The organism is Pseudomonas sp. SST3, from assembly GCF_003325755.1.
Genome location: NZ_QORI02000011.1, coordinates 34,944 through 60,977, shown reverse-complemented (window position 1 = coordinate 60,977; position 26,034 = coordinate 34,944). Strand labels below are relative to the sequence as shown.

28 protein-coding genes, 2 pseudogenes and 1 riboswitch are annotated in these 26,034 nt (G+C 57.4%); of the genes and pseudogenes, 8 read left to right on the top strand and 22 right to left on the bottom strand.

From position 1 onward, the window contains the following. Positions 1-40 precede the first annotated feature (40 nt). The 3 genes from cobO to btuB are packed head-to-tail and all read right to left on the bottom strand — an operon-like array spanning position 41 to position 3,128. Positions 41-652 (bottom strand): cob(I)yrinic acid a,c-diamide adenosyltransferase, encoded by a 612-nt coding sequence (cobO, locus tag DQ405_RS13005; protein WP_168424603.1) that lies wholly within the window; start codon positions 650-652, stop codon positions 41-43. Beyond that, positions 649-1,218, bottom strand: a complete 570-nt coding sequence (locus DQ405_RS13000) for a hypothetical protein (RefSeq protein WP_168424602.1) — start codon at positions 1,216-1,218, stop codon at positions 649-651. Before DQ405_RS13000 ends, cobO begins: the two co-directional genes overlap by 4 nt. Positions 1,219-1,256: 38 nt before the next feature. Continuing rightward, positions 1,257-3,128, bottom strand: coding sequence for a TonB-dependent vitamin B12 receptor (gene btuB / locus DQ405_RS12995; protein WP_342030418.1), 1,872 nt, complete (start codon positions 3,126-3,128; stop codon positions 1,257-1,259). 118 nt (positions 3,129-3,246) lie between these two features. Next, positions 3,247-3,458, bottom strand: a riboswitch (cobalamin riboswitch). 222 nt (positions 3,459-3,680) lie between these two features. Here btuB and DQ405_RS12990 point away from each other — a divergent pair. Continuing rightward, complete coding sequence (locus DQ405_RS12990; RefSeq protein ID WP_168424600.1) at positions 3,681-4,484, top strand: metallophosphoesterase family protein; 804 nt, start codon at positions 3,681-3,683, stop codon at positions 4,482-4,484. Positions 4,485-4,529: 45 nt separating this feature from the next. Here DQ405_RS12990 and nhaD read toward each other — a convergent pair whose 3' ends face one another. The 15 genes and pseudogenes from nhaD to DQ405_RS12930 all read right to left on the bottom strand — a co-directional run bounded on the left by nhaD (position 4,530) and on the right by DQ405_RS12930 (position 17,646). Beyond that, complete coding sequence (gene nhaD, locus DQ405_RS12985) at positions 4,530-5,795, bottom strand: sodium:proton antiporter NhaD (protein ID WP_168424599.1); 1,266 nt, start codon at positions 5,793-5,795, stop codon at positions 4,530-4,532. A 167-nt stretch (positions 5,796-5,962) separates the two neighbouring features. Then, complete coding sequence (locus DQ405_RS12980) at positions 5,963-6,283, bottom strand: hypothetical protein (RefSeq protein WP_168424598.1); 321 nt, start codon at positions 6,281-6,283, stop codon at positions 5,963-5,965. A 30-nt stretch (positions 6,284-6,313) separates the two neighbouring features. Further along, positions 6,314-6,841, bottom strand: a complete 528-nt coding sequence (locus DQ405_RS12975) for a C40 family peptidase (RefSeq protein WP_168424597.1) — start codon at positions 6,839-6,841, stop codon at positions 6,314-6,316. A gap of 83 nt (positions 6,842-6,924) precedes the next feature. Beyond that, positions 6,925-7,566: a C40 family peptidase gene (locus tag DQ405_RS12970; RefSeq protein ID WP_168424596.1), complete on the bottom strand. Its 642-nt coding sequence runs from the start codon at positions 7,564-7,566 to the stop codon at positions 6,925-6,927. Positions 7,567-7,631: 65 nt separating this feature from the next. After that, positions 7,632-8,396, bottom strand: a complete 765-nt coding sequence (locus DQ405_RS12965) for an NAD-dependent protein deacylase (protein ID WP_168424595.1) — start codon at positions 8,394-8,396, stop codon at positions 7,632-7,634. Positions 8,397-8,483: 87 nt separating this feature from the next. After that, entirely contained in the window at positions 8,484-9,155 is a 672-nt protein-coding gene (locus DQ405_RS12960) for a DNA-3-methyladenine glycosylase I (RefSeq protein ID WP_168424594.1), read from the bottom strand. A 96-nt stretch (positions 9,156-9,251) separates the two neighbouring features. Further along, a complete protein-coding gene (locus DQ405_RS12955) occupies positions 9,252-10,322 on the bottom strand; it encodes a 3-deoxy-7-phosphoheptulonate synthase (protein WP_168424593.1) in 1,071 nt (356 codons plus the stop codon). A gap of 272 nt (positions 10,323-10,594) precedes the next feature. Continuing rightward, positions 10,595-10,726, bottom strand: a complete 132-nt coding sequence (locus DQ405_RS28090) for a hypothetical protein (RefSeq protein ID WP_274597415.1) — start codon at positions 10,724-10,726, stop codon at positions 10,595-10,597. Between the two features lie 406 nt (positions 10,727-11,132). Continuing rightward, a pseudogene (ttcA, locus tag DQ405_RS12950) lies at positions 11,133-11,834 on the bottom strand (tRNA 2-thiocytidine(32) synthetase TtcA); the annotation flags it as partial. 167 nt (positions 11,835-12,001) lie between these two features. Next, positions 12,002-12,889, bottom strand: coding sequence for a tRNA 2-thiocytidine(32) synthetase TtcA (ttcA, locus tag DQ405_RS12945; RefSeq protein ID WP_161611938.1), 888 nt, complete (start codon positions 12,887-12,889; stop codon positions 12,002-12,004). 436 nt (positions 12,890-13,325) lie between these two features. Then, positions 13,326-13,797: pseudogene (locus tag DQ405_RS27490) on the bottom strand (VOC family protein). A gap of 185 nt (positions 13,798-13,982) precedes the next feature. Beyond that, positions 13,983-15,620 (bottom strand): hypothetical protein, encoded by a 1,638-nt coding sequence (locus DQ405_RS12940; protein WP_126189898.1) that lies wholly within the window; start codon positions 15,618-15,620, stop codon positions 13,983-13,985. Between the two features lie 416 nt (positions 15,621-16,036). Further along, complete coding sequence (locus tag DQ405_RS28085; RefSeq protein WP_255342263.1) at positions 16,037-16,165, bottom strand: hypothetical protein; 129 nt, start codon at positions 16,163-16,165, stop codon at positions 16,037-16,039. 68 nt (positions 16,166-16,233) lie between these two features. Beyond that, the gene (locus tag DQ405_RS12935; RefSeq protein ID WP_020309260.1) at positions 16,234-16,896 is read right to left on the bottom strand and encodes a hypothetical protein; all 663 of its coding nucleotides are present in this window, start codon (positions 16,894-16,896) and stop codon (positions 16,234-16,236) included. Positions 16,897-16,908: 12 nt separating this feature from the next. Next, positions 16,909-17,646: a HupE/UreJ family protein gene (locus tag DQ405_RS12930; RefSeq protein WP_023083080.1), complete on the bottom strand. Its 738-nt coding sequence runs from the start codon at positions 17,644-17,646 to the stop codon at positions 16,909-16,911. Positions 17,647-18,167: 521 nt separating this feature from the next. Here DQ405_RS12930 and DQ405_RS12925 point away from each other — a divergent pair. Together DQ405_RS12925 and DQ405_RS12920 are read left to right on the top strand one after the other, a co-directional pair. Beyond that, a complete protein-coding gene (locus tag DQ405_RS12925) occupies positions 18,168-18,455 on the top strand; it encodes a metal-sensing transcriptional repressor (RefSeq protein WP_020309258.1) in 288 nt (95 codons plus the stop codon). 29 nt (positions 18,456-18,484) lie between these two features. After that, the gene (locus DQ405_RS12920; protein ID WP_020309257.1) at positions 18,485-18,835 is read left to right on the top strand and encodes a DUF3147 family protein; all 351 of its coding nucleotides are present in this window, start codon (positions 18,485-18,487) and stop codon (positions 18,833-18,835) included. Between the two features lie 411 nt (positions 18,836-19,246). Here DQ405_RS12920 and DQ405_RS12915 read toward each other — a convergent pair whose 3' ends face one another. Continuing rightward, positions 19,247-19,630, bottom strand: a complete 384-nt coding sequence (locus tag DQ405_RS12915; RefSeq protein ID WP_231098776.1) for a VOC family protein — start codon at positions 19,628-19,630, stop codon at positions 19,247-19,249. 594 nt (positions 19,631-20,224) lie between these two features. On the opposite strand from DQ405_RS12915, the gene phnC reads away from it, so the two are divergent. Genes phnC through DQ405_RS12890 form a run of 5 tightly spaced genes read left to right on the top strand, consistent with a single transcriptional unit; the run spans position 20,225 to position 24,681 of the window. Continuing rightward, positions 20,225-21,052, top strand: coding sequence for a phosphonate ABC transporter ATP-binding protein (phnC, locus tag DQ405_RS12910; protein WP_003117867.1), 828 nt, complete (start codon positions 20,225-20,227; stop codon positions 21,050-21,052). Further along, on the top strand, positions 21,049-21,912 hold the full coding sequence (gene phnD, locus DQ405_RS12905) for a phosphate/phosphite/phosphonate ABC transporter substrate-binding protein (RefSeq protein ID WP_126189395.1): 864 nt from the start codon (positions 21,049-21,051) through the stop codon (positions 21,910-21,912). Before phnC ends, phnD begins: the two co-directional genes overlap by 4 nt. A gap of 8 nt (positions 21,913-21,920) precedes the next feature. Further along, a complete protein-coding gene (gene phnE, locus DQ405_RS12900; protein WP_003298907.1) occupies positions 21,921-22,748 on the top strand; it encodes a phosphonate ABC transporter, permease protein PhnE in 828 nt (275 codons plus the stop codon). Positions 22,749-22,756: 8 nt separating this feature from the next. Continuing rightward, positions 22,757-23,767, top strand: a complete 1,011-nt coding sequence (gene ptxD / locus DQ405_RS12895; protein ID WP_003152798.1) for a phosphonate dehydrogenase PtxD — start codon at positions 22,757-22,759, stop codon at positions 23,765-23,767. Then, positions 23,761-24,681: a LysR family transcriptional regulator gene (locus DQ405_RS12890; protein WP_232888578.1), complete on the top strand. Its 921-nt coding sequence runs from the start codon at positions 23,761-23,763 to the stop codon at positions 24,679-24,681. The genes ptxD and DQ405_RS12890 overlap by 7 nt, the downstream gene beginning before the upstream one ends. Positions 24,682-24,744: 63 nt before the next feature. On the opposite strand, the gene DQ405_RS12885 is transcribed toward DQ405_RS12890, so the two are convergent. From DQ405_RS12885 to DQ405_RS12875, 3 genes are all read right to left on the bottom strand, one after another. Then, positions 24,745-25,017, bottom strand: coding sequence for a hypothetical protein (locus tag DQ405_RS12885; RefSeq protein ID WP_241729978.1), 273 nt, complete (start codon positions 25,015-25,017; stop codon positions 24,745-24,747). Between the two features lie 107 nt (positions 25,018-25,124). Further along, positions 25,125-25,406 carry a hypothetical protein gene (locus tag DQ405_RS12880; RefSeq protein WP_041106953.1) on the bottom strand — a complete coding sequence of 94 codons (282 nt, stop codon included), beginning with the start codon at positions 25,404-25,406 and terminating at the stop codon, positions 25,125-25,127. 166 nt (positions 25,407-25,572) lie between these two features. Continuing rightward, positions 25,573-25,806 carry a hypothetical protein gene (locus DQ405_RS12875; protein WP_031653269.1) on the bottom strand — a complete coding sequence of 78 codons (234 nt, stop codon included), beginning with the start codon at positions 25,804-25,806 and terminating at the stop codon, positions 25,573-25,575. Positions 25,807-26,034: the final 228 nt, after the last annotated feature.

The following is a 26,034-nucleotide window of genomic DNA, read 5'->3' as shown; positions in this document are numbered from 1 at the left end:
CACCCTGCACAACGCTCCGCAACGGTCTCGGGCATCGGCATCAGAACTCCACCCCTTTCTGCGCCTTCACCCCAGCCTTGAACGCATGCTTGACGAGGTTCATCTCGGTGACCGTGTCGGCCGCCTCGATCAGCTTCGGCGGCGCGCCTCGTCCGGTGACCACTACGTGTTGCAGCATGGGTCGGGACTCGATGTCGGCGAGCACAGGGTAGAGATCGAGGTAGCCGTATTTCAGCGCAATGTTCAGCTCATCGAGCACCACCAACCCAATACTCGGGTCAGCCAGCAACTCGGCGGCCACTGCCCAGGCTTCATGCGCCTTGGCGATATCACGCTGACGGTCCTGGGTTTCCCAGGTGAAGCCTTCACCCATCACGTGGTAGCTGACCTCGTCAGGGAAGCGCCGGAAAAAGGTCTCCTCACCGGTGCTGGCCGCGCCCTTGATGAACTGCACCACACCGACTTTGATGCCATGGCCGAGCGCTCGAGCGACCATGCCGAAGGCGGAGCTGCTTTTGCCCTTGCCGTTGCCCGTATGGACCAGCAGCAGACCGTACTCTTCCTGAGCTTCGGCAATTTTCTGATCGACCAGCGCCTTCTTGCGCTGCATGCGCGCCTTGTGGCGTTCGTCGCGTTCGCTGGACTCGGTCATGCGTGGGCCCCGTCATGCTGAGTGGCCCAGACACGCAGGCCAATGAATAACGCCGCCGCGGTACCGACGTAGAGCGCCAGCGTCCCAAGATAACGCGGATAGTAAGTACCGATGCGTTCGGCCAGTTGCGCCAGGCTCGGGTCGGGGTAGCGTCCAGAGAAGAACAGGAAGCCGCCGCCCGAAAACAGATAGCAGACGAAAGCGCTCAGCATCACGCACCCCGCCAGTATGGCCAGGCTGGTCAGTTGGTCGCGGTGCAGTCGCGCATAGATGCGACCACCGAACCATAACGAGCCGTACGCCGGTACCAACATCCAGTAGGCGGGCGACATGCAATAGCTGCTCACGCCGCTCCATTCGATAGCGGCGAAATCCAGCAGCGAAGCCTCGACAAACAACGCGGGGAACACCCAGCGTGGTGCGAGCAGCACACCGGCGAGGAAAAATACCGCCCAGGAAGCACTCGGCAGATTCACCGAAGCGAAGTGTTGGCCGCGAGTCATCGCCATCAGCGCCACCAGCGCAATGCCGACAGCCAGCTGGGCCCGTGGGGACAGTTTGATCATGTGCGTTCTCCTTGGAGGTGCGGTGCGCCGTAGCGCGGTTAAAGCGCCTGGTAGCGGACCGTGAAATGAACCGCCCTACCCGGCTGCTCGTAGGTCTGCGCGGTTTCGTATTCGCGATCGAACAGGTTGCTCAGCCTGGCTTGCAGCCGCCAGGACTCGTCGATGCGGTACTCGCCTCGCAGGTCCATCAGCGCATACCCTGGCAGCCGCTCGGCATCGGCGTTGCTGGCACGGTCATAACGCTGGCTGGCGGTATAGAAGGTGGTGCCGACCGCGAAGCGACCGATGGTGCGGTCCAGATCGATATTGAGGGCACGTTTGGCGCGGCGTGGCAGCAGATGTCCGTGATTGGCCTTGCTGCGATCCTGGGGATCGAGAATCGTCAGAGTGGTTGCGACGTCCCACCCGAGCAGGCGGGTGGCAGCGCTGCCTTCGATCCCGCGAATCCGGGCGACATCGACATTCTGCGGTTGCATGGGGTTGCTGCCGGTCCAGATGATCAGATCGTCGATCTGGGTTTCGAACGCGTTCAGGCTCCACTCGCCCCACCGCTGTCCGCCCTTCAGGCCCAGCTCATAGCTTTGCGACTCTTCGGGCTTCAGGTCCGGGTTGCCAGCAGTGAAGCCGGTGTCCGGTGCGTACAGGTCGTTGAACGTCGGTGCCTTGAACGCGGTGCCATAGGAAGCGCTGAGCACCAGATTGTCACGCAGGTCATAACTCCAACCGAGGTTGCCGGTGTCATGGTTGCCGAACTGCTCGTTGTCGTCACGGCGCACGCCCGCCAACACGCCATGTCGGCCGAAGCGGGCCTGGTACTGGAGGTAGGCACCCTTGTTGTCGCGTGAATCGATCGCGTAATCGTCGCTGACGTCGATGCGGTCCTGCTGGTAATCGAAACCAAGCGTGAGCAACTGCTCGTCGGCGAGGCTGAAATCGTTCTGCCACCCGAAGGTGTCTCGTTGGGTGTCGAAACGCGAATAGAAAGCGCCGTCGCGGAAATTTTCACCGTTGTCCTCACTGTGACCGACCTGCAGCGTCACCAGCCAGGGATCGAGCGGGGCAAACCGTGCCCGTCCAGCCGCGACCTGCTGACCACCGTTGCTGTAGGCGAAGCGACCTCGGGTACCCGAGGTCGTCCTCGAGTCGTAATCACTGTGGTTCTCGACATGCAACCAGCTGCCGTCCAGTTCCAGTCCGTTGTCGAATCGATAACCGCCGCGCAGCAAGCCGGACAGTTCACGATAACCATCGGCATCCGCCTCGTACGCACGCGGCGCGGTTGGCCGATAGGCACGTGAGCTGATGCCGTCGGTGGACTCGCTGGCGATGCCGAGATTGAACCAGCCAGCGCCCTGACCACCGGAGATGCCCGCGGTGCCGTCGAAGCTGGAGCGACTGCCGGCGCCGACCGAGAAATAGGGCTTGAGTCCGTCCCCATTGCCCTGGCGAGTAAAGATCTGCATTACGCCGCCGACCGCCTCAGAACCATAGAGACTGGAGCGTGGCCCGCGCACCAGTTCGATACGCTCGATCTGCTCCACAGGAATACTTTCCAGTGAAGCGCCGCCGGCGGTGGCCGAGCCGATCTTGATGCCATCCACCAGTACCAGGAGATGCTGGCTGCTGGTGCCGCGGACGTACACCGACGATGTTTTGCCACGCCCACCATTAGCCGAAACGCTTACGCCTGCGAGTCCCCGCAGCACGTCGAGCACGCTGGCCGCCTGACTGCGCTCGATCTCTTCACGGGTGATCACCGTGCTCGATGCGATGCGGCTGAAGGAACGCTCGGTACGGGTCGCCGTGACGACTTGCTCATCGAGGTCGAGCGGTTGGGTTGGCAGGGAAAAGGACAGCGAGGAATAACCCAGCAGCGCACAGGCTGCAGAGGCGGTAAAAGGCTTGCGAATCAAGTTCAGGTCTCCGTCGTGCCCGCCGCACGACATGCAGTCGATAAAGGCAGACGGAGATCGCAGAGAAAGGGAGTGCAGGTGCAGGCAGCCGCACCCCGATCAGCGCCCGCCGCACTGCCGTGGAATGCGACAGGCCGGTCTCCGGGCTCACGAGCGGACGCCTAGCAGCATCCGGAAACCGCGCCTTCCCGTGCCTGTGGCACAGTGGCTGTGAGCGGTTTCCTGTCTCGCCTACCGTTGCGGGGGCAGCGCCGGAATCTTCATGAGAATGGACCGGCTTCCCTGTTTCACCCCTCTGACATTGAGGCTGTTGAGACTCCGCCATAGCCACGGCCGCGGCGCCATCTCAACAGCCCCAGGGCCTTGGGCACCTGAAGCAGCGCGGAGGTTAGTCCAAGGCCCTGCGCAGCGCAACTGGAAGCGCGCCTGAGCGGCGCCTAGACAAGGTCGAACACACTTCGCTGGCAATTTACCGGAACGCCGAGCACTGATCGGCTTCGAATGCAACAATGCCCTTTCGATCGGCCCCAACGAGAAGACGCCAGCCCAATGACGACCATCGTGCAGATCTCCGACACCCATTTCGGCACCGAGCTACCGGCGGTGGTGCACGCCATGGAAGATCACGTGCGCGAGCATGGCGCCGACCTACTGATCTTTTCTGGGGATATTACCCAGCGTGCCAAGGCCGGGCAGTTCGCCGCGGCGCAAGCGTTCGTTCAGCGCCTGCACGGCCATGGCATTGCCAAAACACTGGTGATTCCGGGCAACCACGACATTCCGCTGTACAACGTTTTTGCGCGCTTCTTGATGCCCTACCGAAACTACCGCCGGCATTTCGGCGATGACCTCGAACCCACCTTCGAAAACGACGAAGTCTTGATCATCGGCCTTAACACCACGCATCCGCGTCGACACAAGGATGGACTGGTCACCGAAGAGCAGGTGCAGGCAGTCACACAACGACTCAAGCAGACCGACCCGAACAAGCTTCGCATCGTGGTCGCGCATCAGCCGTTCGGTGCGATGGTCCTGAGCGACCTGAGCAACCTGCAGCACAACGCCGACGATGCGTTGCACCGCTGGGCCGACCAGGGATTGGATTTGGTGATGGGTGGGCACATCCATTTGCCCTACGTGTTGCCGCTGTCCAGGCAATACCCTGGGCTGTCGCGTGAAATCTGGATGGTCCAGGCGGGTACCACATTGTCGTCACGGGTCCGCGGCACCTCACCGAACTCCTTCAACCGCCTGAAGCTTCATTCCGGCACAGATAAGAAAGCCTGTGTCGAGCGCTGGGACCTGCTGGATGATTGCTTCGTGCTGGGGTCGCATTTCAACCTGCACTGGTAGCCACAGCGGCCGCCGCGCGCTGGCATCCCGCTGCGGATGTCGACCTCAGCCGATCGCCCCCGCGACCACCAGACCGGTGAGGTAGACACCGGCAAATCCCAGGTTGAATGCAACGAACAGGTACAGGCTGTAACGGAGATAGCTACCGAAAGTCAGCCCCGGCACCTTGCTCATGGCGACGATGCCAGCGGCAGAGCCGATCACCAGCAGCGAGCCGCCGACACCCACCGAGTAGGTCAACACCATCCACTCGGCGACGCCCATTTCAAGACCGGATTTCAGCAACGCAGCGGTCAGCGGCACGTTATCGATCGCAGCGGAAAGCACGCCCATCAAGTAATTAGCCATGACCGCCGGGATCTGGTCGTAGATGTGCACCAGGCCATCGAGCACCTGGATTTCCTTGAGCATGCCGACCAGCAACAGGATGCCGAGAAAGAACAGCAGCGTCTCGAATTCGACTTGGCGGACGTACTCCAGGATCGGGTCGGTTTCGATGTCATCGCTGAAGAAGCGCGCCACCAGGAACATGATCGACAGCCCGGTGAGGAAGGTCAGCACGGGCGGTATCTGAAAGAAGAAATTGCCCACGATTGTGCAAAGGATGGTGCCGAGAAAGATCAGAGCGATCGCAATATCGACGCGCCGAACATCGGTGCGATGGCTCGTCACCTGAACCTGCCCATTCATGCCGAACGACAGCATCGTTGCCAGCAGCATCACCGCCAGGAATGCCGGGAAGGCCAGGAGTAGCAGCTGCAGAATCTTCACCTTGCCGGCGAGGAATATCATCAGTGTGGTCACGTCACCGGTAATCAGCGCGACACCGCCCGAGTTGACCGCAAACACCACCAATGCCGCGTACTTGATCGTCTTTTCCGCGCTGAGTTTGAGCGACATGATCAGCGTGATGGAAACCAGGGTTGCGGTGATGTTGTCCGCCAGCGAGGAGAACACGAAGCAGAACGTTGCGGTCAAAAACAACAGCTTTCGTTCGCTGATCTGCTTGGGCAGCACCAGGTAAATCAGGTTTTCGATCATTCCCTTCTTGTTTAGATAGGCGACGAACGTCATCGCTGCAACCAGAAAGATCCAAAGCCCGGCGATCTCCGCGATGTTCTCGTTGAGGCTCTCCAGCACGAGGTCTCGCTCAACCCCTTCAGGCGAAAACACGAACAGCAGCATCCACGCCAGCGTGCCGAAAAACAGCGTCACCTTGGCTTTGTTCACATGGGTTATTTCTTCCAGAACGACACCGAGCAGAGCGGCCACAGCAAGGCCGATCAGTACGTATTGAAGTACTTCAGGCATAAGGCACCTAAGGGTAAGGGGAAACGGTTTGTGCGCAGGACACGCACCGGAGAAGTTGGGGCGCCGATCATAGCCAAAGTGCGACATTTCGACACCTGAGAAATGTCAAATCGAAGAGTATTTCGAGATATTCCGACGCGCTGCCGCGAGGTTTGGGCCGCCTGGCTCTAATGCCTCGGGACGAACCCGACCGGTTTTGTTGCCAGCCAGTCGACAAAGGCGCGCAATCGCGGGTCAGCGAGCAGCGCTTCGCGGCTGTTGTAGGTGAGTGCCAGCTCCTTTTCGCTGAACAAGCGATGGATCTGGTTATGGCAAGGGCGGCATACCCACAATGTCGCCGTGATCCGCTCCGCGCGAGCGAAGCGTTTACGCACGTAGGTTTTGCCGTGCAGGGCCTTGGGTATCAGATGGTGGCGAGTAAGCGGCGCCTCACGCCGACAGAGCTCACAAACCTCGGGAGGGTCCGGCAGGCGAAGAATGGGCGGCATGCTCAACGCTTCGTCCAGTTGCGTCGAAACTCAGGGATTATGAGCGATATGCTCATGCTCGAGGATGCGCTTGGCGCTGAGATAATGCTTTTGCCAGTAACGGTTGGAAAGGCTGTCCAGGCGAACCGTGCCACCGCTCGACGGCGCATGGACGAACCGTCCTTCACCTACATAGATAGCCGCGTGGCTAACGCGGCGACCGCCACCGGTGGCGAAAAACAGCAGATCGCCTGCCTGCAGTGCATCACGTCTGATTGTGGTACCGCTTATGTTGCTCATTTCGCGGGTGGTGCGTGGCAAGGCGAGCCCTGCCGCGCCCCGGTATACGTAGCCGATCAAACCGCTGCAATCGAAGCCGCTATCAGGCGTATTACCGCCGTAGCGATAAGGCGTACCCACCAATCCCAGGGCCGTGAACAGGACGTCCTCGGCGGCATCTGCTGGTTGCTGCGAGTGCATCGGCGCCTCCGCCACGCGCTCTACCGGTTGCCGATCGGCACAGGCAGTCAGCAGCAGAGCCGTTAATAGAGCAGTCAGCAGACGAGCCGAAAAGGGCATGGCAGAGCAGTCCAGGCGATGGAGCCATCACTCTGCCGGCATGCGCCCGAGGATGCAATACCGGCGCTGTTCGATCCGGGTGCTCAGTGATGAACGGAGGTCGAGTCGCTGGCCAGTGCCAGCACACGCTTGGCCTGCATGAAGCTGGCGCGCCAATAGCTGTTATCCAGACTATCCACCCGTACGCCGCCACTGCGGCTGCTGGATGAATGGATGAACTGACTGTCTCCGATGTAGATACCTGCGTGGCTGACCCGGCCACGACCGCGGTTGTTGAAGAAGACCACGTCCCCCGGTTCCAACTCGCTGCGTTCGATTCTCGGCGCTTCGAGCTGGATCATTTCACGAGTGGAACGGGGCAGCTCGAGACCGGCTTCCTTACGAAAAACGAAACCGACGAAGCCGCTACAGTCAAACCCTGTCCGTGTCGAGCTGCCACCAAATCGATACGGGGTCCCTACCAGCCTAAAGCCGCGCTCGAGCACGCTGTTGGCAAGGGCCGGCAGCTCGTAGCTCTGCTCATCCGTCAGTTCGCGGAGCTGTTGTTCGGAAGGCTCGTCTGTTGCGCCCTGGCGGCTGGAGTCCGGCTCGGATTCGTAAGCGGCAAAATCGAACTCGAAACCCTCTGACACCAGCGGAGTTTCAATTCGTTCAGGCTGCCCGGCGCATGCCGTCAGCAGTATGACGCAGGCAAAAGGCAGTAAAGGAAAGAGGCGCTGATGCATGGACAGATGGGTCAACTGGTCGAAAGTGGCGCGACTATGCCTGCGGCCGCATGCGATGAGCAAATTCAATCGACTAAAATGTGACGAACCAACTGCGGCAAAACGTCTGAGGCCGCCGCCGGAAGATGCACATCCACCATCAGCGACAGCTCACTGGCGGACGGATCGATCTGCGCCGTGAAACCGCCGCTGTGGCGTGCCCGCAATAACGGCTCGACGATATAGGCGAAGCTCGCCGAAGTACCCACCGCGACCACTGCATCGAAGCCCTGCGTCACCTCGTCACGTAAACGTCCCAACGCCGGCTCCGGCAGCATTTCCTCGAACAGCACGACCGGCGGTCGCAGCACACCGCCACAGGTGCAGCGGGGCGGTAGCGGCCGGGTCAGGTGTTCAGTCAAATTCTCGCTTGGCTCGCAGCAGGTCATGCAGAATAGCGGTCCGAGCGTTCCGTGAATTTCAATCAGGCGATGCGAAGGGCTGCCTGCCGCAAGGTGATAACCGTCAATGTTCTGGGTCAGCACCCAACAGCCCGGTTTACGCCGTTGCAGTTCGGCAATAGCGACGTGACCGGCGTTGGGCTTGGACGCGATGCAGGCGCGGCCGATCTCACCCAAGTATTTCCAGCACAGGGCGGGGTCGAGCTGCAACATCGACCCGGACAACGCTGCCTCGATTGGCAAGCCATCTTCGGTGTGACCGTTATAGAGCCCACCCACGCCACGGTAGGTCGGCAATCCGGAGTCGGCGGAAAGCCCGGCGCCGGTGATGATCAGGATGCGCTCGGCCTGTCGCAACGCCTCGGCTATTTGCTGCATGGCCCCGTCCATCTCTGCCCTCCTCCGCCAGCCCGGCAGGCCCGCGTGCCGTAGCGTCTAGTCAGGATCACGGCTGGAACATTTTTCCCCACATCGGTCTCAGTGATTAACGGTAAAGGCCAGCATAGCCGACAGCTGACACATCGGCCGGCCGCTCTCGTCATGCCATCGATTGAATAGCGCCTGTACCGCCGCCTGGTCACGCTGGCTGCTGGGCACCTTGTCCACCACCTTTTGCGCTTTGAGCGCGGCCACCACGTCATTGCTGGGAATAAAGGTGTCCTTACCGGCCATGCGCAACAAGCGCGGCGCTGATAGGCCGCCGAGCTGGCTACCCTGTTTGGCCAGGTACCGCCACAGGCCGACGATATCGGTCACTGGCCAGTCGGCGATCAGATTACCGAAGCTGCCGTGGTCTTTCGCTACATCGAGCACGAACTGCGCGTTGCGCGGTACGCTTTTCAACTTACCCAGGTGGCGGATGATGCGGGCGTCCTGCAGCAGCCGCTCGATGTGCTCACCGCCCATCAGCACCAGTTTTTCCGGATCGAAGCGGAAGAATACTTCCTCGAATGCCGGCCACTTGGCGTCCACCAGACTGTGCTTGAGTCCGGCACGAAAGATCCGCAGGCTGATCAGCGACAGATAACGGTCATCGGAAACGGCGCGTAGTTCGTCGGGGCTGTTCGGTCGTGGCAGTCGAGCTTCCAGTGCCGCCGCCGAACCAAAGCGGTTGAGACAGTATTCATGCAGCCATTTGTAGTCGCGCATTCGGGTCCTGACACATCGATCGAAACGAGCGATACAGGGTGCCCTCGGCACTCCTACGCTGCAAGCCCGACCGTCGCAGTCGGGCTTTTGTCCGGCTTACCTGCGCAGTTTGTCCGCGGCCTGGCGTAGCATCCCCTCGGTTGCCGTCCAGCCAAGACAACCATCGGTGATGGAGACGCCATAGCGCAGCTCACTGGAAAGCGGCTGGCAACCATCGAACAGATGACTTTCGAGCATGACGCCACGCAGGCTGAAATCACCAGCCAGGCGTTGATCGATAACCGCCTCCAGCACCGCGGGCTGGCGCAGCGGGTTCTTGCCGCTGTTGGCATGGCTGCAGTCGATTATGATCCGCGGTGCTATGCCTTGGCGCAGCAGCGCGTCGCGCGCCTTGGCGATGTTGTTCTCATCGTAGTTCGGGCCAGCGTGCCCGCCGCGTAGCACTAAATGGGTATCCGGGTTTCCGCGGGTGTGTAGTAACGCCGGATGACCGAGGTCGTCGATACCGAAGTGCTGATGCGCGTGCTCGGCCGAGCGCATGGCATCACAGGCGATACCCAGGCTGCCGTCGGTGCCGTTCTTGAAACCTACCGGCAGGTCCAGGCCGCTGACCAGCTCGCGATGGATCTGGGATTCGCTGGTACGCGCACCGATCGCAGCCCACCCCAGCAGGTCATCAAAGTAACCCGCAGCCAGGGGCTGCAACAGCTCGGTCGCAATCGGCAGACCTCGCTCGAGAATGTCCAGCATCAACCGGCGCGATGTACTCAGACCTTCGGCCATGTCGCCACTGCCATCCAGGCGAGGATCGTAGACCAGCCCCTTCCAGCCAACCGTCGTCCGGGGTTTTTCCACGTAGGCGCGCATCACCAACAACAATCGGTCATCGACCTGAGGCGCCAGCTCGGCAAGGCGGTCGGCGTATTCGCGCGCGGAGACGGGATCGTGCAGCGAGCATGGTCCAACCACGACCAGCAGGCGTGGATCCTTGCCATCGAGCACGGCGCGGATGGCGTTGCGGTCGGTCTGGACTCGGTCGGCGAGCGCGGCGTTGAGCGGCAGGCGCTGACGCAGTACGGCGGGGCTGGGCAGCGGATGAGCGCTGCGTCTGGCAGGCGAGGCGACGGAGCTGTTGCTGGCGAGATGAGCGGAAATTGGGGCGTTCATGGTCTGGCGGTCCTTATGGCCGGCGCGGCATCTGTGCCGCGTCGGCGCTAGAGAAGTGTTCGGTCTGGATGTATCAGAGCGGTTGCGTTGAAGCAGCTAAATCGCCAGTTGTAACGGTAGGTGCGGTAATCATTGCGGTAGTCGTACATCGTGTTTCCCTCGGTTCGAGTAGCCTTTTCAGGCCGGAAAAAACAAACCCCCGGTCGGGTAGCCGACCGGGGGTTTGAAAACTGTCTGGTGGCGACCCTGCTTGCTAGGGCGCCTGTGGGGTATCAGGCGCGCTTGTGGCTAAACCAATACCCAAAAAAATAATAGCCGACAGCGGCGATCACCTGGCCACACAAATGCGCGGCGCGTGCAGCACCAGCGTTTACGGGAGAAAGGGGATCGAGGCTGAGGGACATATTGAACTCCTGAATGGGGCTCACCTTACTGCCGCAAGCTGCACGCCGCAAGCTTGTCGCGCGTGATTCGCGGCGTTCTGCTTCAAGCCCGACCAGGTCATTGAGCGGGCTATGGTGGGCTGAAGCCCACCCTACCAAGCTGCTGCTTTCGGCTTGTGCGGCGGAGCTTGCGATTACTTTTTTACAGACTCATCGATAAGGCCTGGCGGCGCACTGTCATATGATGCACGACCCGTAGGTGGGCTGAAGCCCACCCTACCAAGCATCTGCTTTCGGCTTGTGCCTCGGAGCTTGCGATTGCTTTTTACAGACTTATCGACGAGGCATGGCGGCGCGCTGTCATCGATGCACAACCCGTAGGGTGGGCTTCAGCCCACCAGTCGGCCCATTGAGCACCCTACGCAGTTTACAGGCTCATAACATCGACGAAGCGTGGCGTAGCGCTGTCGTCGATACGCAGGCTGGTGAAGTCAAACAGACTCCGATCGGCCAACTGCGACGGCACCACGTTCTGCAGGGCACGGAACATGATCTCGACGCGGCCCGGCGACTTGCGCTCCCACTCCTGCAGCATTTCCTTGACAACCTGTCGCTGTAGGTTCTCCTGCGAACCACAGAGGTTGCACGGGATGATCGGAAACTCCTTCATCTGCGAATAGGCTTCGATGTCCGCCTCGCTGCAATAGGCCAGCGGCCGGATTACCACGTTGCGGCCGTCATCGGAGAGCAGCTTGGGCGGCATCGCCTTCAGCGTCCCGCCATAAAACATGTTCAAGAAGAAGGTCTCAAGGATGTCGTCGCGATGGTGACCGAGCGCCATCTTGGTCGCGCCGATCTCGTCGGCGAAGGTATAGAGGGTGCCGCGCCGCAGACGCGAGCACAGCGAACAGGTGGTCTTGCCTTCCGGGATCTTTTCTTTGACGACCGAATAGGTGTCTTTTTCGACGATGTGGTACGGGACGCCGATGGACTTGAGGTATTCCGGCAGCACATGCTCGGGGAAGCCAGGTTGCTTCTGGTCCATGTTCACCGCGACGATCTCGAACTTGATTGGCGCGACCTTTTGCAGGTACAGCAGCACGTCGAGCATGGTGTAGCTATCCTTCCCTTATAGCTTAAGAAAACATAACTGGACAGCATCAGAATAATCGCAACTTGTTGATTTTAAATGAATTAAATAGAAAGCTGGCTTTACAGAAAAATGCGAAAAAGTAAATTTTGCGTCTTCTTGGCCTCTAAACACCCTCTCCCCCCCCCGAAAAATCACCTGAACCTTTACAAAATCCGAACGACATCAATCCGGCCTTCAACGCTGGATGATGAAACCTCGGCTGCTTCGAATTCGTAGGGCGGTCGGGCATCCGACCTATCAATGGATAGATCTATAAAATTGAAGAGACTACGATCAGCTAACTGGGATGGACTTACGTTTTGTAAGCTGTGAAAGATGTTTTCTACGCAGCCAGGATTTACCGAATCCCACTCCGCAATCATCGACTTGATTTTTTTCCTCTGCAAATTCTCTTGCGAGCCGCAGAGATTGCACGGAATGATTGGATATGCGCTATCGGCAGCGACCTTTGCTATATCTTTCTCGCGACAGTAGGCGAGCGGCCGGATAACTATATTTCTCTTGTCATCGCTAAGAAGCTTAGGAGGCATCCCTTTCATTTGCGCCTGGAAGAACATGTTCAGAAACAAAGTTTCAACCATGTCATCCATATGATGACCGAGTGCCAATTTAGTAGCCCCAATTTCCTCAGCAAAACTATAAAGCGTGCCCCTTCTGAGTCTAGAGCAAAGAGAACAAGTAGTCTTACCCTCCGGGATCTTACTCTTGACAACGGAATAAGTATCCTTGTCAATTATATAGTAATCAATCCCTTTAGCCTCGAAAAACTCAGGCAAGATATGCTCCGGAAAGCCAGGTTGCTTCTGATCAAGATTAACCGCCACAACACTGAATTTTATTTGCGCAACTCTCTGCAAGTGCAGCAAAGCGTCAAGCATAACGAATGAATCTTTGCCACCACTTACGCAGGCCATAATTTTGTCGCCATCTTCGATCATTGCATAATCTACAACAGCCTTGCCCACATTGCCGCGCAGCTTTTTACGACGAAGTTCCGCAGCTTTATTAATCTGAGATGCTTGTTCGCCCATCATCATAAACACTAGCTTCCAATTAAAATATTTACAAACCCAATTTACTATAAAAATATCGCCCACCTTGCAACATCCCGCACCACTTGCGAAGGATTGAGATAGTTAGACACTACCAAAATCGGACACAGGAACAATCCGAAGCAAAGCACAGCACAGCATTTAGGCCACGTATTTAATATACGACATACACTCTTAAGTAAATCTATAAGGCCGTATCATCTGCCGAGTTTGACGCCAGCGATATCATAACAAGATTATGCCTGCGTTTTATAGAAGCTCCTGACCAACGATTGCATTTAGCTTGACCGAGTCGCAGCAGAGGTGGATCACAGCACGGAACTCTGCGAGTCACGCGGAGGGGCCGCAGCAGCCTCAGAATCGCATGTGGTGTCAGGCAGGCTCAGTCATTGGGGCTGGATTCAGACGTTGAAGATCAAGCCTTCAGCGCAGCCTCGATCGCGGCAAAGTCGATCTTCGTCATGCCATCAATGGCCTCGAACGAACGCGTTGTTGCCGCTCGATCAGGGCTGGGTATTGCAGCCGTCAGAATATGCAGGGAGATCTACCACGAAACACCCACTCGTCCCTGTACCAGCCATACGCGCTCACCTGGCCCCATTGTTAATGATCGTGTTCACAAGTGGTCCGTCTCAGCCTGATCATCGGTCGCGACCTGGAACGAAAAGGCTCTTTGTACTGGAACACCGGACCGTCGCTCAGGCCAAGGCAGGACATGCGCGCTACCCTGAACTCGACCGCGAACACATCGCCCTGTTTGCCGGCTGGATAGTCGCCCGGAGCGTGGCGGACGGCCACCACCACTCAGTCCGAAAAGTCTCTGCATAGAAAGAAGAAGTCTCCCCTTTGATTACAACAAAACGGCAGTAGCTGATTGCGGTGACGATTCGAAGCTTCCACTCATCTAGGTCTCAGTGGTCCACGATGGTTCGGCTGTTGCCAGTCACGACGGGCCGGATTTAATCCATAGCTGCCGGTGGCGACAGGCCGAAACCGGCCAGAAACTGCTGGTCACGCCAAGGCTGGGCCGGTTTCGCTGAGGCTCGAAAGCATCTATGAAACTGGGGGCTATTCACTCGCCCCAATACTTGGCGTCGTAAAGGTTCTTCATGCGATGTGTTTCAACGTGTCGTTGATAAATCGTATGGCCAGGGAGGCTGAAAACTTTTTGTTCCTCAGTGATCTCAATCTCGGATTTTATCTTTGCAATAAATGCTTCAATTTGTTCTGGTAGTTCAGTTAAAACATTGCAGCAAGGCAATACGTTTTTAAGAAGATTGCAGTTTATTGGGGTTATTTTGTTGCTTTCTAGTAATTGCCAGCTAAAAGTGCTTCCGAAACTGGAATTTGTTAAAACTGCGCGAATATGATTGATTTGCGCCGAATCATCCAAGCTGAGAAAAGATTTTTTGAATAAACTAGTTTTCTCCTTGGGTTCGAGTTTATCAAATCGTTTGGTCTGCTCAACTGCTTCCCGAATTCTATCGTCCAAACGTCGCACCATGCGAGCTGACTCAGGGTATAAAGTGGCTTTTGCCTGGACGGTCATCACGGTATTGGATTTATTGCAAAAAACCAATAAATCAATCTCGCCCCCAGTAAAGTCACATTCTAAATAAGTATAAAAGCCATTGCTTTCGAAATGCCTTTGAGCCCTTCTCAAGAGTTCAGGTTCGAAAAAGTGAGATATCAATCCGTCATAGTTGTATTTAGTATTTTTATCATCATCTATTAGTATGGAGATCAAAAGATTTCTCGTGCCCAGTAGGGTTGGAACTAAGGCCGGGCAGAAGTATACGTCATCCGAAATGCTCCAGAATGGCGGCATGAATTTTAAGCTTAGGCTGCCATTTTTTCCCTCGCCGCAGAAGAAAAACTCAGAAAATTTATCGTAGTCTGACTCAGCCACCCCGGTGAGCTTTTGAACTAGAAATTTCAGCTCGGCGGCACCCAGCCTGGCCATGCCAAGGCCTTGTAAATGATGATCTCCATCCCCTGAGTCTTTAAGTTCATTGACTTCCAGGTATTTGTAAACTATGAACGTGATGTCATTATAGATTTGCCCTATGCAGATAAAAGCATTCCTGATTTTTTTAAAGGCATCGGCAGAAGAAAATCCAATCTGCGTATAGAAATCAGGTGGAATAATATCTGCTTCAATGAATGCATTTTCAGATGCTTTGTACTGCTCGGAAATGTAATCAAAATAAAATGTGGGATTTACGGGCTTGTTGGTTCTTAGCCGATTAACAACGCTCTTGAGCCAAGGTCTAGAATCGTGAGCTTGGTTTGAAATAACTGGTAGAGATAAATGCGTTACAATGATGTCATTGATTTCATGTTTGAGTGTAATTTCATCAGCGTAGTCGATCGTTGACTTTTCGCTGCTTTCGCGAGTGAATCTATATATTTTGCTACGAATAAATGGGATGACTATATTGAGGTTTGCGCAAGCGAATAAATTTTTAAAGTCATCAGGGTTTAGCTTGCGCAAAAAATCATCGCATGATTCAGGGCTTTGAGGACTAAAGTCGTTCATGCGCTCAAATACAAATGTATACGGAATTGCGAAGCTATGAGGTGCTTGCTTTTCTTGAATGAATTGGAAGGTGGCAACCTGGCAGAAATGATTGTAAACATGGAGAAAAGGTTGTCGAAGAATTGGGTTGTCATCAAACAGCTTGTCGATCTGTGGTTCGAGGATTTTCATTTACAAGCCCGGCTATCAAAATTTGAAAATAGAAAAAGCAACCCGTCGCATCAGGGTTTTTTATCGATTTTATAGGGTGGAAGAGCGATATTATCTCATGATTTGCCAAGGTGGGTGGAGTGAGATAAACAGAAAGTCAAGTTTGGTCTGAGGTATATGTTGTTTTCTTAGCCCCAAGACAATCTCTGCAGGCCTTGCCTGAAAGTTTTGGTTTGGTAACTGAATCGCTAAAGGTTCTATAGACACAATTGAGCGGCTGCTACTGGCCGAAAGCCGTGTTTCACAACGGTAACTACCGGCCAAAAGCAGCCACTTAACAGATCTTAGATATGATGTGGCCGGCGCCTAAAACTTACCAATTGTTACGTGCAAGCGATTAGCGAGTCATTGCACGTAACAAGACAACTTTCCGCCTCTTAGTCGTGAGAATGACCGTGACTTTCGACTTCAGCTTGCGTCTCCGGCTCGCTGCCGCCACATGCCGACAGCAGACCTAGTAAACAAACCAGCAGCAGGGAGCGGCTCAGCGTAATTGAATTCGTCATGATGTATTCCTTCAATATCGATCAGGGATGTAAAAGCCCCGGCGCCCATGACGCTGGGGCTATTTCTCTTAGATAACGCGTTTGACGCTCAGGTACTCACCCTTGGTCTTGAGCGTAATCGTCACGTCACGGTTGCTACGGTTTCGCCAGAACCAGCCGTGGGTGCCGTCGAAAATGGCAGTGAATTCGCCTTTATCACCTTTGACCTGCTTGGCCTTGCTGTAGCTGTGGTAATAGCCCTTCGGGCCGTTATAGGGCTCGCCATGGGTGTCGTGATTGACCGGAACGCCATCGGTTGCCCACTCGTAGCTGACCGTGGCCTTGTCCAGCATCTCCAGCTTAATTTCACTGGCCTCGCCCGGCTTCAGCGTGACAGTCACTTCATCGGACTTCAGGGCGGGCTGCGGCTCTGCTACCGGCTCAGCCACAGTTGCTGCCGCAACTTGCTCCTGAGGCGCCACCTGACTAGACGCGGGGGCTTGTACGACCGGGGCCGCTGCTGGCGGGACAGCTGCATCCGCAGCCGCTTCTTCGGCGAGAATTTCTTTCATTTCACCCATCTGAGTCAGGCCAAGTACACGGCCGACGCCCGTGGGGTCGATGGCATATTCAGAAGGCATCACTACGGTGACCAGTAACGCTGCGGCAACACCCACGGCGATCACAGTGGAGCGCAGCAGCTGGCGGCTGGTTGGCAATTCACACTGGGTTGGAAGCTTGGTATTGAACATGCTGAGAATTCCTTACTGAGAGACGATCAGGCCGGTGAGCTGGTAACCCATCAAGAGGAAACCGGCGCTCATCATGGCGACGTTAGCGGTGTAGGCATGGCGCCAGAAGCTGGCGGTTCGTCGCCAGTAGCCCATGACGATCAAAATGGCGCTCAGCGCCAGTAGCTGGCCAATTTCGACTCCGACGTTGAAGGCGATTAGGTTGGCGACCAGGCCATCCGCGGAGATCTCGTACTCCTGGATTTTGGTTGCCAGGCCGAAGCCATGCAGCAAACCGAAAATCAACGTGGCCGCTTTGGTGTTCGGCTGGTGGCCGAACCAGCGCTGGAAGGCGCCCAGGTTATCCAGGGCCTTGTACACCACCGAGAAACCGATGATGGCGTCGATCACATAGGAGCTGATGGTGATTTCCGCCAATACACCGAGCAGCAGCGTCACGGTGTGGCCCACGGCGAACAGGGTGACGTAGAGCCCCACGTCTTTCAGGCGGTAGAGAAAGAAGATCACCCCAAAGAGAAACAACAGATGGTCGTAGCCGGTGATCATGTGCTTGGCGCCCATGTAGATGAACGGCAGCACCATCACCCCGGAGCTTTCCTGGATAAAGCCCTTGTCGCCCTCGGCAACAGCGTGGGCCAGCGCGTCAGGCATGCCGAGAAATAGCAATGCGGTGAACAAGAGCAGCAGTATTAGCGAGCGGTTTGGGCGCGCGGAAAATGCGCCCATATCGCACATGGATAGCGAATGCATAGTTGAGTCCTACGTGACAGTGGTATTGGCCGCATAGCGGCCGTTGTCAGAGTGCGAATCTTGGGCGTGGTGGCCGCTCGATCAGGAAGATCGGACTGGGAGGGATGACGTAGCGCGTGGCTTCTATCGGCTGCGGACGCTCTGGCAGCGTACTGACGGTGAGAAGCGTACTCAGGTATGGCGTTTCGTGCACGTGGTCGGCGGTAAGCGTGGAGTGGTAGTGATCCGCGCATCTGGCACAGACCGAAATACCCGTGCTTTGGGAATGAGCATGAGCATGGTCCCCGCCGTTCCACCCACCTTGGCTCACCCCAGGGCCAAGCGCGGCGCTATGCCCGGCCCATGCCATTAGCATGACGAGGGCAAGGACAAACGTTAACTGAGCGCTGACCGGTTTACTGAGCATGATGTGTCTTCGATTGCAGATTCGGCTGGCCGCCCGACGACAACGGCCGGTTTGCCATATCCCCCCCGGGGGGATAGGATCGAAGCGTAAGTCATCGAGGCATGGGACTCAAGGCATGAGCGATCAAGAACACGCCCATCAGCACCAAAGTCATAGCGATATCATCAAAAGGTTGAAGCGTGCCGAAGGCCACCTGCGCAGCATTGTCGGCATGATCGAGACCGGTCGCCCCTGCGTGGACCTTGCCCAGCAGCTACACGCAGTAGAAAAAGCGATCTGTCAGGCCAAGCGCACTTTGATCCAGGACCACATCGATCACTGTCTGGAGCATGCGCTCGCGGCCGCTGAACAGGGGGACATCACCGCGCTGAGCAACTTCAAACAGATCACCAAGTACCTCTGATCTTCTTTCGCAGCACCGCGGAGCGCGTCATGACCTGGATAGTGACAAAGTACCTGATCACTGCATTGATGGTGGTCTTGGTATCTGAAGCGGCCAAGCATGGCGACCGTATTGGCGGTATCGTCGCCGCCCTGCCCATAGTTACGGTGCTGACCTTGATCTGGCTGCACATCGAGCATCAGCCGGGACAGAAGATCGCCAACCATGCCTGGTACACCTTCTGGTATGTGATCCCCACGCTACCGGCGCTGTTGATGTTCCCGCTCCTAATGTCTCGCTTCGGCTTCTGGCTCGCACTGGCGGGTTACGCATTTGCAACGTGCCTATGTTTCGTCCTGTTTGCTCTAGCAATGCGCCGCTTCGGCATCGAATTGCTGTGATGGGCAGCCATCCTTGCCCAGCAGGCTCACCGCATAGCTTGGATCGCCTCATGCCACATGAGATGCCCGCCCTCTCAGGATAAGACTTTGACCGACCGCTTTTGGCCGAAAGCGGTCGTCTAGTACTGTAACTCCTCGTACTGGCCGGTAGCGTATCAAGTGGCATCGTTCAGCTAACGAAGCGTTCCGAGTCGACCCCGAACCAGAAACGGCATGAGATTTACCGGGGTGACGCCAGCCGGGGCATGCCAGCGAATATCGCCGAAGGGGTCAAAAGGAGCTAAGACGATTTGGTCACTAAGTGCAGGATATATCGGATTGCTATCTTGAGTAGCTAATACATGTTTGTTTGGTCGCTTGTTCATATAAATGATTCATCTATATAGAGGCGACCAAGACTTAGTGGTAACGCTAACCGCCACACTGGTTATCGTCGAAATAGACAAAGGCCAACTTGTTGCCGTCAGGATCACGAACATAGGCTGCGTAGAATCCCGTTCCGTACTCAGGTCTGGGGCCAGGAGAGCCTTCGTCAGTACCTCCGTTCTCAAGCGCGAGTTCAAAGAGTCGCCCTATTAGCGCTGGGCTCTCCGTGAGTAACGCCGTCATGGTTCCATTGCCGGGGCGTGCTTCCTCTTGGTTATAAGGAAGACAAGCGTGAAAGGTGGGGGTCCGGTTGCCCGGAACTCCCCAAGCAACCGATCGCTCGTCCCTCCACGAAATTTCCAACCCCATTGCTGAGAATATAGGTTCGTAGAAACGCGCTGAACGGTTCAGATCGGTCGTTCCGACCATTGTATATGCAATCATCCTTCCCTCCCAATCTCGCTGAAAAAAGGAGTAATAACCGAAGTGTAAAAAGCGCTGGTCATATGACATTTAGCCGAAGGCGTTCTCTTCAAGGCATCGAAGCAGATACCGCGCATGATCAGTCTACTGAGGAAACATCATTCAAGACTAGCGCGGCGTTGCTAGAAGAATAAGCGGCTTGCGCTAGCATTAAGCTGGGCGCGACAACAGACATCTAGTTGGGCGGCACCTGAAGGTTTCGACCAGCCACATAACGGCCTGGGTCAATCGACGGGCAAGAGTAGAATGTCTCCTATAGTCCGCTAGTGTGCGCTCTCTTGCTTGGATGGCATTACGTTCTGGCCCAACGTTACTGTAGCGAATCCGCAGCAGTATCAATCAAAGCCTCCTGTATCCCGCGTGAAGAAAGACGCTACGTTGCGCCCGTTCTTCCACGGCTTCGCTTGCCGCCCCGCTACGGCAGATTCGAAGCATTCATCGAAATGTCATCATTTAGAAGCAGTGCGTTAACAAGGAATTTCTACCCTTTGCATCGCGAACCGCAATTGTGCGGCCAGCAATATTGCGAAAGGTGATCAAATGACGCCCCATCCGATACAGGACGCCGTGCTGCGGGTCGACCGGTTGAGCGTCGTCTACCCAGGCGGCGTGACAGCCCTACGCGATACCTCGATTGCATTTCGGCGTGGTGAGTTCACCGTGCTGCTTGGTCTCTCGGGCGCAGGCAAGTCGACCTTGCTCCGTAGCCTCAATCGACTCGTCACGCCCACTCGCGGCAGTGTCACCAGCGAGCTCGGTGAGCTCGGCAGCGGCTCGGCCTTGCGTCAGCATCGTCGGCGTACCGCCATGATCTTTCAGCACCACCAGCTAATCGAACGTCAAAGCGCACTGGCTAATGTGCTTACCGGTCGGCTGGCCTTTCACAACACGCTCCGCTCGCTGTTTCCTCTGCCGCGTGCCGATCAGGAGATTGCGCTCAGTTGCCTCGCTCGGGTCGGTCTGGCAGACAAGGCGCTAAGCCGGGTGGACAAACTGTCCGGTGGCCAGCAGCAGCGGGTAGGCATCGCGCGTGCGCTAGCGCAACAGCCCGCGATCATTCTTGCCGATGAGCCGGTAGCCAGTCTCGACCCGGCCACTTCGGTCCGTGTTCTCGGACTGCTGCGCGACATCTGCAAGGAAGACGGCATCACCGCCATCGTTTCGCTGCATCAACTCGAATATGCCCGCCGCTTCGCCGATCGCGTCGTCGGGCTGGCCGATTCTCAGATCGTTTTCGATGCCGCGCCCTCGGAACTCACCGATGCGCAGCTTGAGCGCATCTATGCAGGCCGCTCTACGACTCAGCCAGCAACTGCTCCGGCTGAAACCCCTGTCATGCTCGCACCTTCACTGGAGATGTCCCGATGAAACGCTTATCCGCTCTCTTATTGACCTGTTTGCTGTCCGCTGTTTCAAGTCTGTCCGCCGTAGCGGCCGATGCCGATCCGGATGTGCTAAAGGTTGCGCTGCTGCCGGACGAAAACGCCTCGGAGTTGATCAAGCGAAACCAGCCGCTGAAGGATTATCTGGAAGAGCATCTGGACAAGAAGGTGCAGCTGATCGTAACCACCGACTATTCCTCGATGATTGAGGCGATGCGCTTTGGCCGTATCGACCTGGCGTATTTCGGTCCGCTGTCCTACGTCATGGCCAAAAGCAAAAGCGACATCGAGCCCTTCGCTGCCATGATCATCGACGGCAAGCCGACCTATCGCTCAGTGATTATCGCCAATGTGGCGTCAGGCGTGAATGAGTATGCCGACCTTAAGGGCAAGAAGATGGCCTATGGTGACCGGGCATCGACGTCCAGCCATCTGATTCCCAAAACCGTGCTTCTTGAGACGGCCGAGCTGACGGGTGGGCAGGACTACGAACAACATTTTGTGGGCACGCATGACGCCGTTGCCGTCAACGTGGCGAACGGAAACGCCGATGCGGGTGGGCTGTCGGAGGTAATTTTCAATCAAGTAGCCGAACGTGGCCTAATCGATCCGAGCAAGGTGAAAGTACTTGGTTACAGCGGCGAATATCCCCAATACCCCTGGGCGATGCGCTCGAACCTGAGCCCCGAGCTGAAAACCAAGGTGCGGGATGTATTCGTCGGTATCGACGATCCCGAAGTGCTGCGCAACTTCAAAGCCGAGGCCTTCGCGCCAATCACCGACGCCGACTACGATGTGATTCGCAACATGGGATCGCTGCTCGGCCTCGACTTCGCCACGATGTGAGCACCGATATGTCTACTCATCATGACGTGCAGGCGCTGCCTGCAGAGCAACGCGAGCACATCCTTCGAGGCTTCGGCCTCGGTTGGTGGCGCCAGCTGGGGCAGGTGGCAATTGTACTCGGAGTGGTGCTGTTGGCCTGCTGGTACGTGGGGCTGCTCGATGCCACCACGCTGCTGAACGGGCTGCCCTCCATCGCGACCCTGGCAGGCGAGGCCATGCCGCCAGACTTTTCGGGCTATCGAAGCTGGATTCGCCCGTTGATCGACACGCTGGCGATGAGCATCGCCGGCACGGCCATCGCAGTGGTGTTCTCGCTGGTGGTGGCCTTCGTTGCAGCGCGCAATACGGCGCCGCACCCCCTTGTGTTCGGTGTTGCCCGGGTGCTGCTCAATGCCCTGCGGTCGGTGCCGGAGCTGATCATGGGCATCATCTTCGTTGCAGCCGTAGGGTTCGGCGCCTTGCCGGGCGTGCTTGCCCTGGGTCTGCATTCGATCGGCATGGTCGGCAAGTTCTTCGCCGAGGCCATCGAGCACGTCGACGAAGCGCCGGTGGAAGCCGCTCGGGCGGCGGGGGCTACGCCGATGCAAGTGCTGCTGCACGCGGTTTTGCCACAGGTGACTCCACAGTTCGCCGACGTGGCGATCTACCGCTGGGAATACAACTTTCGCGCCTCCACCGTGATGGGCATGGTTGGCGCCGGCGGTATCGGCTTCGAACTCATGGGCTCGCTGCGCATCATGCAGTACCAGGAGGTTGCAGCAATCCTGCTGGTCATCCTGGCCATGGTCACGCTAGTAGACGCCTTCAGTGGCGTGCTGCGCAAACGTTTCAAATAGGACAAACCATGCTGCCGAAACTCGTTATAACTCACCGAGTACACGATGAGATCCTGCAACTGCTGGCGCCACATTGCGAGCTGATGACCAACCAGAGCGACAGCACGCTGACGCGCGAGGAAATTCTGCGCCGCTGCCGCGATGCTCAGGCGATGATGGCGTTCATGCCCGATCGGGTCGATGCAGAATTTCTCCAAGCCTGCCCCGAGCTGCGTGTGGTCGGCTGCGCGCTCAAGGGCTTCGACAATTTCGATGTGGACGCCTGTACTGCCCGCGGGGTCTGGTTGACCTTCGTGCCTGATCTGTTGACGGTCCCGACTGCCGAGCTGGCGATCGGACTGGCGGTGGGGCTGGGGCGGCATCTGCGCGCAGCAGATGCGTTCGTCCGCTCTGGCGAGTTCCAGGGCTGGCAACCACAGTTCTACGGCACGGGGCTGGATAACGCGACGGTCGGCATCCTTGGCATGGGCGCCATCGGACAGGCCATGGCTGAGCGCTTGCAGGGATGGGGCGCGACCCTGCAGTACCACGAGGCGAAGGCTCTGGATACACAAACCGAGCAACGGCTCGGCCTGCGCCAGGTGGCGTGCAGCGAACTCTTCGCCAGCTCGGACTTCATCCTGCTGGCGCTTCCCTTGAATGCCGATACTGAGCATCTGGTCAACGCCGAGCTGCTTGCCCTCGTACGGCCGGGCGCTCTGCTTGTAAACCCCTGTCGTGGTTCGGTAGTGGATGAAGCCGCCGTGCTCGCGGCGCTTGAGCGAGGCCAGCTCGGCGGGTATGCGGCGGATGTATTCGAAATGGAAGACTGGGCTCGCGCGGACCGGCCGCGGCTGATCGATCCTGCGCTGCTCGCGCATCCGAATACGCTCTTCACTCCGCACATAGGGTCGGCAGTGCGCGCGGTGCGCCTGGAGATTGAACGTTGTGCAGCGCAGAGCATCATCCAGGCGTTGGCAGGTGCGCGCCCAATCAACGCTGCGAACCGTCTGCCCCAGGCCGAGCCTGCCGCATGTTGAATCCGGTCTGGCTGAAGAGCCTGGTAGCGATCGTTCAAACAGGCAGTTTTCAGAGCGCGGCGAGGGCGTTGGGGCTGGCCCAGCCGACGGTGTCGCAGCACTTGCAGAAGCTTGAAGAGCAGGTCGGCGTAACGCTGGTGCAGCGCAGTCGTAGCGGCTGCCAGCCTACCACACGTGCGCTGGCCTTCATGCCGCATGCGACCGCCTTGCTCGACATGCACGCCCGGGCGCTAGAAGCCCTGCATGGAAATAGTGAGCGCGTCGGGGCCAGCTCCAACATCGGCACCTACCTTCTCCAGCCATTCGTGCGCAGCTATCTGACGACCGCAAATGAGAGGGGCGAGGTGGATCTGCGCATCGCCGCCAACCCGGATGTGGCCGACCAGCTACTGGCGGGCCAGCTCGACGCCGCGATCATGGAATGGTGGCTACCTCACCCCGACTTCGAACACCGCCTCTGGCGGGTCGAGCCGCTGGTACTTATCGTCAGCCCCGACCATCCGCTGGCTGAAGCAGGGTGCATAGAACGCGATCGTCTGGTGGACCTGCCGATGCTGGGAGGTGAACCGGGTAGCGGTACCGGACGGCTTCTGACCGAATACTTTGGCGAGCTGGGCGTGCCTCGCAGCGGTATGCAGCTAGGCAGCACCGAGGCAGTCAAACAAGCAGTCAGGGCGGGACTCGGCGTGTCGTTGGTGATGGCTTCCGCAGTACAAGACGAAGTTCGCAGTGGCGCGCTGGTAGCTCTTCCCATCCCGGGGCTTGAAAAGCGTCTCCAACTGATCTGGCGCAAACCGCCCGGAAATCTGCACCCGCCGGGATTTGTGCGGCACTTATTGGCCGATTGCTGTCTGTCGCTACCGGTTGCTTCCGGCCAAGAGCTGCCCGAGTGCGAACTGACTCGATCTAGTTGACTCAAGCGTTCACTGCCCCAGAGCAATCAGCGAGGCGTGGACTGACTGACGGCTGTTGCGGCTCTATGATGAAACCTGCCTGATATCCAACACGACCCAGACCTCATACCCTTTCTCCCGTGCTGTTTTCTCGGCCTCGAGTTGGGCAGCGAGAGTACTGATGGAACGGGAGCGGTGCTCGAAGCGGAATGGCGAACCACCGTTCTTACGCACGCTCAATTCAACGAGTGTGACGGTAGAGTGCTGTTTGGGTATGGGCTGCTTCGATTTCGAAGGCGCGAGGTCTAGGCCAAGCGCGCGCCGCATCTCGACTTCAGTGAGTTTTGCGTCAGTCAAGCGAGATCCCTAGAGCGATTGCCGGTGACGCCATTGTACCGAGAAGTCGTGCAGACATGGCCTGAGTTCGATGCTGGCGAGCCAATAACCTCATCTCTGAGATATGGCTACGAATCACCAAAGTAGTCATCGCGGGCGACTAGTCCGAATGGGCGCTCCTCGCAGGGCTGCTCATCGCTGAACAGATTCTGCGTGCGGCGCTCCTGCTTCAAAAACGCTAGTGCCGCGAAAAAGCAGCTTTCGCATAGATTGACTCGATAGCGTTCGCCATCATGCCCTGCGCCATAGCCCCAGAGCGCCTGAAGCGTCCCGAACTGCTCGCCGTACCCCGGCACCCTCGTACTGGTAGCGCATACATCGCAAATGGTGTCTTTATGGCTCTCTGTCACCGGGCAGACCTCATCTTCGTATTAAAAAGAGTAACCGAGGGCACTGCGCAACGGAGCGCCTTTTGCCAGTTTTCCAGCCCCGCTGCGTTAGCTCAAGCATGGTCTGGTGTGCCATGCCGGCGGTGGATATGGCAGGTCTTCGACAGATGCGGTTGGCGGTGGTTCGTCATGGTTGTCCGCTGCACGTTTCTTGCGTTGCGGGCGGCGACCACTCCATTCCCTCTTCGAGGATCGGATGGCTTTCACTAACGACGATCAACGGTTTGTTCCGATTCTCCAGCGCGAACATGGCGATGGAGCCTTCGACGTCCACCGCCGGCACCTCCCCCTGTGGGTCAAGCCTGCCAACCCAGACATATTGCCGGGTCTCCAAACATGCGAGGTAATACGAAATACCCATGCTTCCTCCGAATTTGAATCAAGTCTATTACTGTGCCAATCCGGAACGGGAGGCGGTACTGCCGCAAACATCAAATGTTATCGCCAGTGCATTTTTAACCCAGGTGCCGACGCTATTCTGCCCTAACCCAGCAGTCTGAAAGCGAAATTCTACAACTCGCTTGGAGCTCGAAACTGGGTCAATGAAATTCCGGCATGTGGGTGGAAAATGCACAGGCGGCAACACGCA

What these genes read in the sequence shown, in the direction of transcription:
- DQ405_RS12970 (WP_168424596.1), bottom strand. Translation starts at nt 7,566, where the DNA reads ATGCATCAGCGCCTCTTTCCTTTACTGCCTTTTGCCTGCGTCATACTG.
- DQ405_RS12925 (WP_020309258.1), top strand. Translation starts at nt 18,168, where the DNA reads ATGAGCGATCAAGAACACGCCCATCAGCACCAAAGTCATAGCGATATC.
- ptxD (WP_003152798.1), top strand. Translation starts at nt 22,757, where the DNA reads ATGCTGCCGAAACTCGTTATAACTCACCGAGTACACGATGAGATCCTG.
- DQ405_RS13000 (WP_168424602.1), bottom strand. Translation starts at nt 1,218, where the DNA reads ATGATCAAACTGTCCCCACGGGCCCAGCTGGCTGTCGGCATTGCGCTG.
- DQ405_RS12965 (WP_168424595.1), bottom strand. Translation starts at nt 8,396, where the DNA reads ATGGACGGGGCCATGCAGCAAATAGCCGAGGCGTTGCGACAGGCCGAG.
- DQ405_RS12920 (WP_020309257.1), top strand. Translation starts at nt 18,485, where the DNA reads ATGACCTGGATAGTGACAAAGTACCTGATCACTGCATTGATGGTGGTC.
- DQ405_RS12960 (WP_168424594.1), bottom strand. Translation starts at nt 9,155, where the DNA reads ATGCGCGACTACAAATGGCTGCATGAATACTGTCTCAACCGCTTTGGT.
- DQ405_RS12975 (WP_168424597.1), bottom strand. Translation starts at nt 6,841, where the DNA reads ATGCCCTTTTCGGCTCGTCTGCTGACTGCTCTATTAACGGCTCTGCTG.
- DQ405_RS28085 (WP_255342263.1), bottom strand. Translation starts at nt 16,165, where the DNA reads ATGACGAATTCAATTACGCTGAGCCGCTCCCTGCTGCTGGTTTGTTTA.
- ttcA (WP_161611938.1), bottom strand. Translation starts at nt 12,889, where the DNA reads ATGGGCGAACAAGCATCTCAGATTAATAAAGCTGCGGAACTTCGTCGT.
- nhaD (WP_168424599.1), bottom strand. Translation starts at nt 5,795, where the DNA reads ATGCCTGAAGTACTTCAATACGTACTGATCGGCCTTGCTGTGGCCGCT.
- DQ405_RS12915 (WP_231098776.1), bottom strand. Translation starts at nt 19,630, where the DNA reads ATGGTCGGAACGACCGATCTGAACCGTTCAGCGCGTTTCTACGAACCT.
- phnE (WP_003298907.1), top strand. Translation starts at nt 21,921, where the DNA reads ATGTCTACTCATCATGACGTGCAGGCGCTGCCTGCAGAGCAACGCGAG.
- DQ405_RS12890 (WP_232888578.1), top strand. Translation starts at nt 23,761, where the DNA reads ATGTTGAATCCGGTCTGGCTGAAGAGCCTGGTAGCGATCGTTCAAACA.
- phnD (WP_126189395.1), top strand. Translation starts at nt 21,049, where the DNA reads ATGAAACGCTTATCCGCTCTCTTATTGACCTGTTTGCTGTCCGCTGTT.
- DQ405_RS12990 (WP_168424600.1), top strand. Translation starts at nt 3,681, where the DNA reads ATGACGACCATCGTGCAGATCTCCGACACCCATTTCGGCACCGAGCTA.
- DQ405_RS12935 (WP_020309260.1), bottom strand. Translation starts at nt 16,896, where the DNA reads ATGTTCAATACCAAGCTTCCAACCCAGTGTGAATTGCCAACCAGCCGC.
- DQ405_RS12980 (WP_168424598.1), bottom strand. Translation starts at nt 6,283, where the DNA reads ATGCCGCCCATTCTTCGCCTGCCGGACCCTCCCGAGGTTTGTGAGCTC.
- phnC (WP_003117867.1), top strand. Translation starts at nt 20,225, where the DNA reads ATGACGCCCCATCCGATACAGGACGCCGTGCTGCGGGTCGACCGGTTG.
- DQ405_RS12940 (WP_126189898.1), bottom strand. Translation starts at nt 15,620, where the DNA reads ATGAAAATCCTCGAACCACAGATCGACAAGCTGTTTGATGACAACCCA.
- DQ405_RS12930 (WP_023083080.1), bottom strand. Translation starts at nt 17,646, where the DNA reads ATGCATTCGCTATCCATGTGCGATATGGGCGCATTTTCCGCGCGCCCA.
- cobO (WP_168424603.1), bottom strand. Translation starts at nt 652, where the DNA reads ATGACCGAGTCCAGCGAACGCGACGAACGCCACAAGGCGCGCATGCAG.
- DQ405_RS28090 (WP_274597415.1), bottom strand. Translation starts at nt 10,726, where the DNA reads ATGTCCCTCAGCCTCGATCCCCTTTCTCCCGTAAACGCTGGTGCTGCA.
- DQ405_RS12955 (WP_168424593.1), bottom strand. Translation starts at nt 10,322, where the DNA reads ATGAACGCCCCAATTTCCGCTCATCTCGCCAGCAACAGCTCCGTCGCC.
- DQ405_RS12875 (WP_031653269.1), bottom strand. Translation starts at nt 25,806, where the DNA reads ATGGGTATTTCGTATTACCTCGCATGTTTGGAGACCCGGCAATATGTC.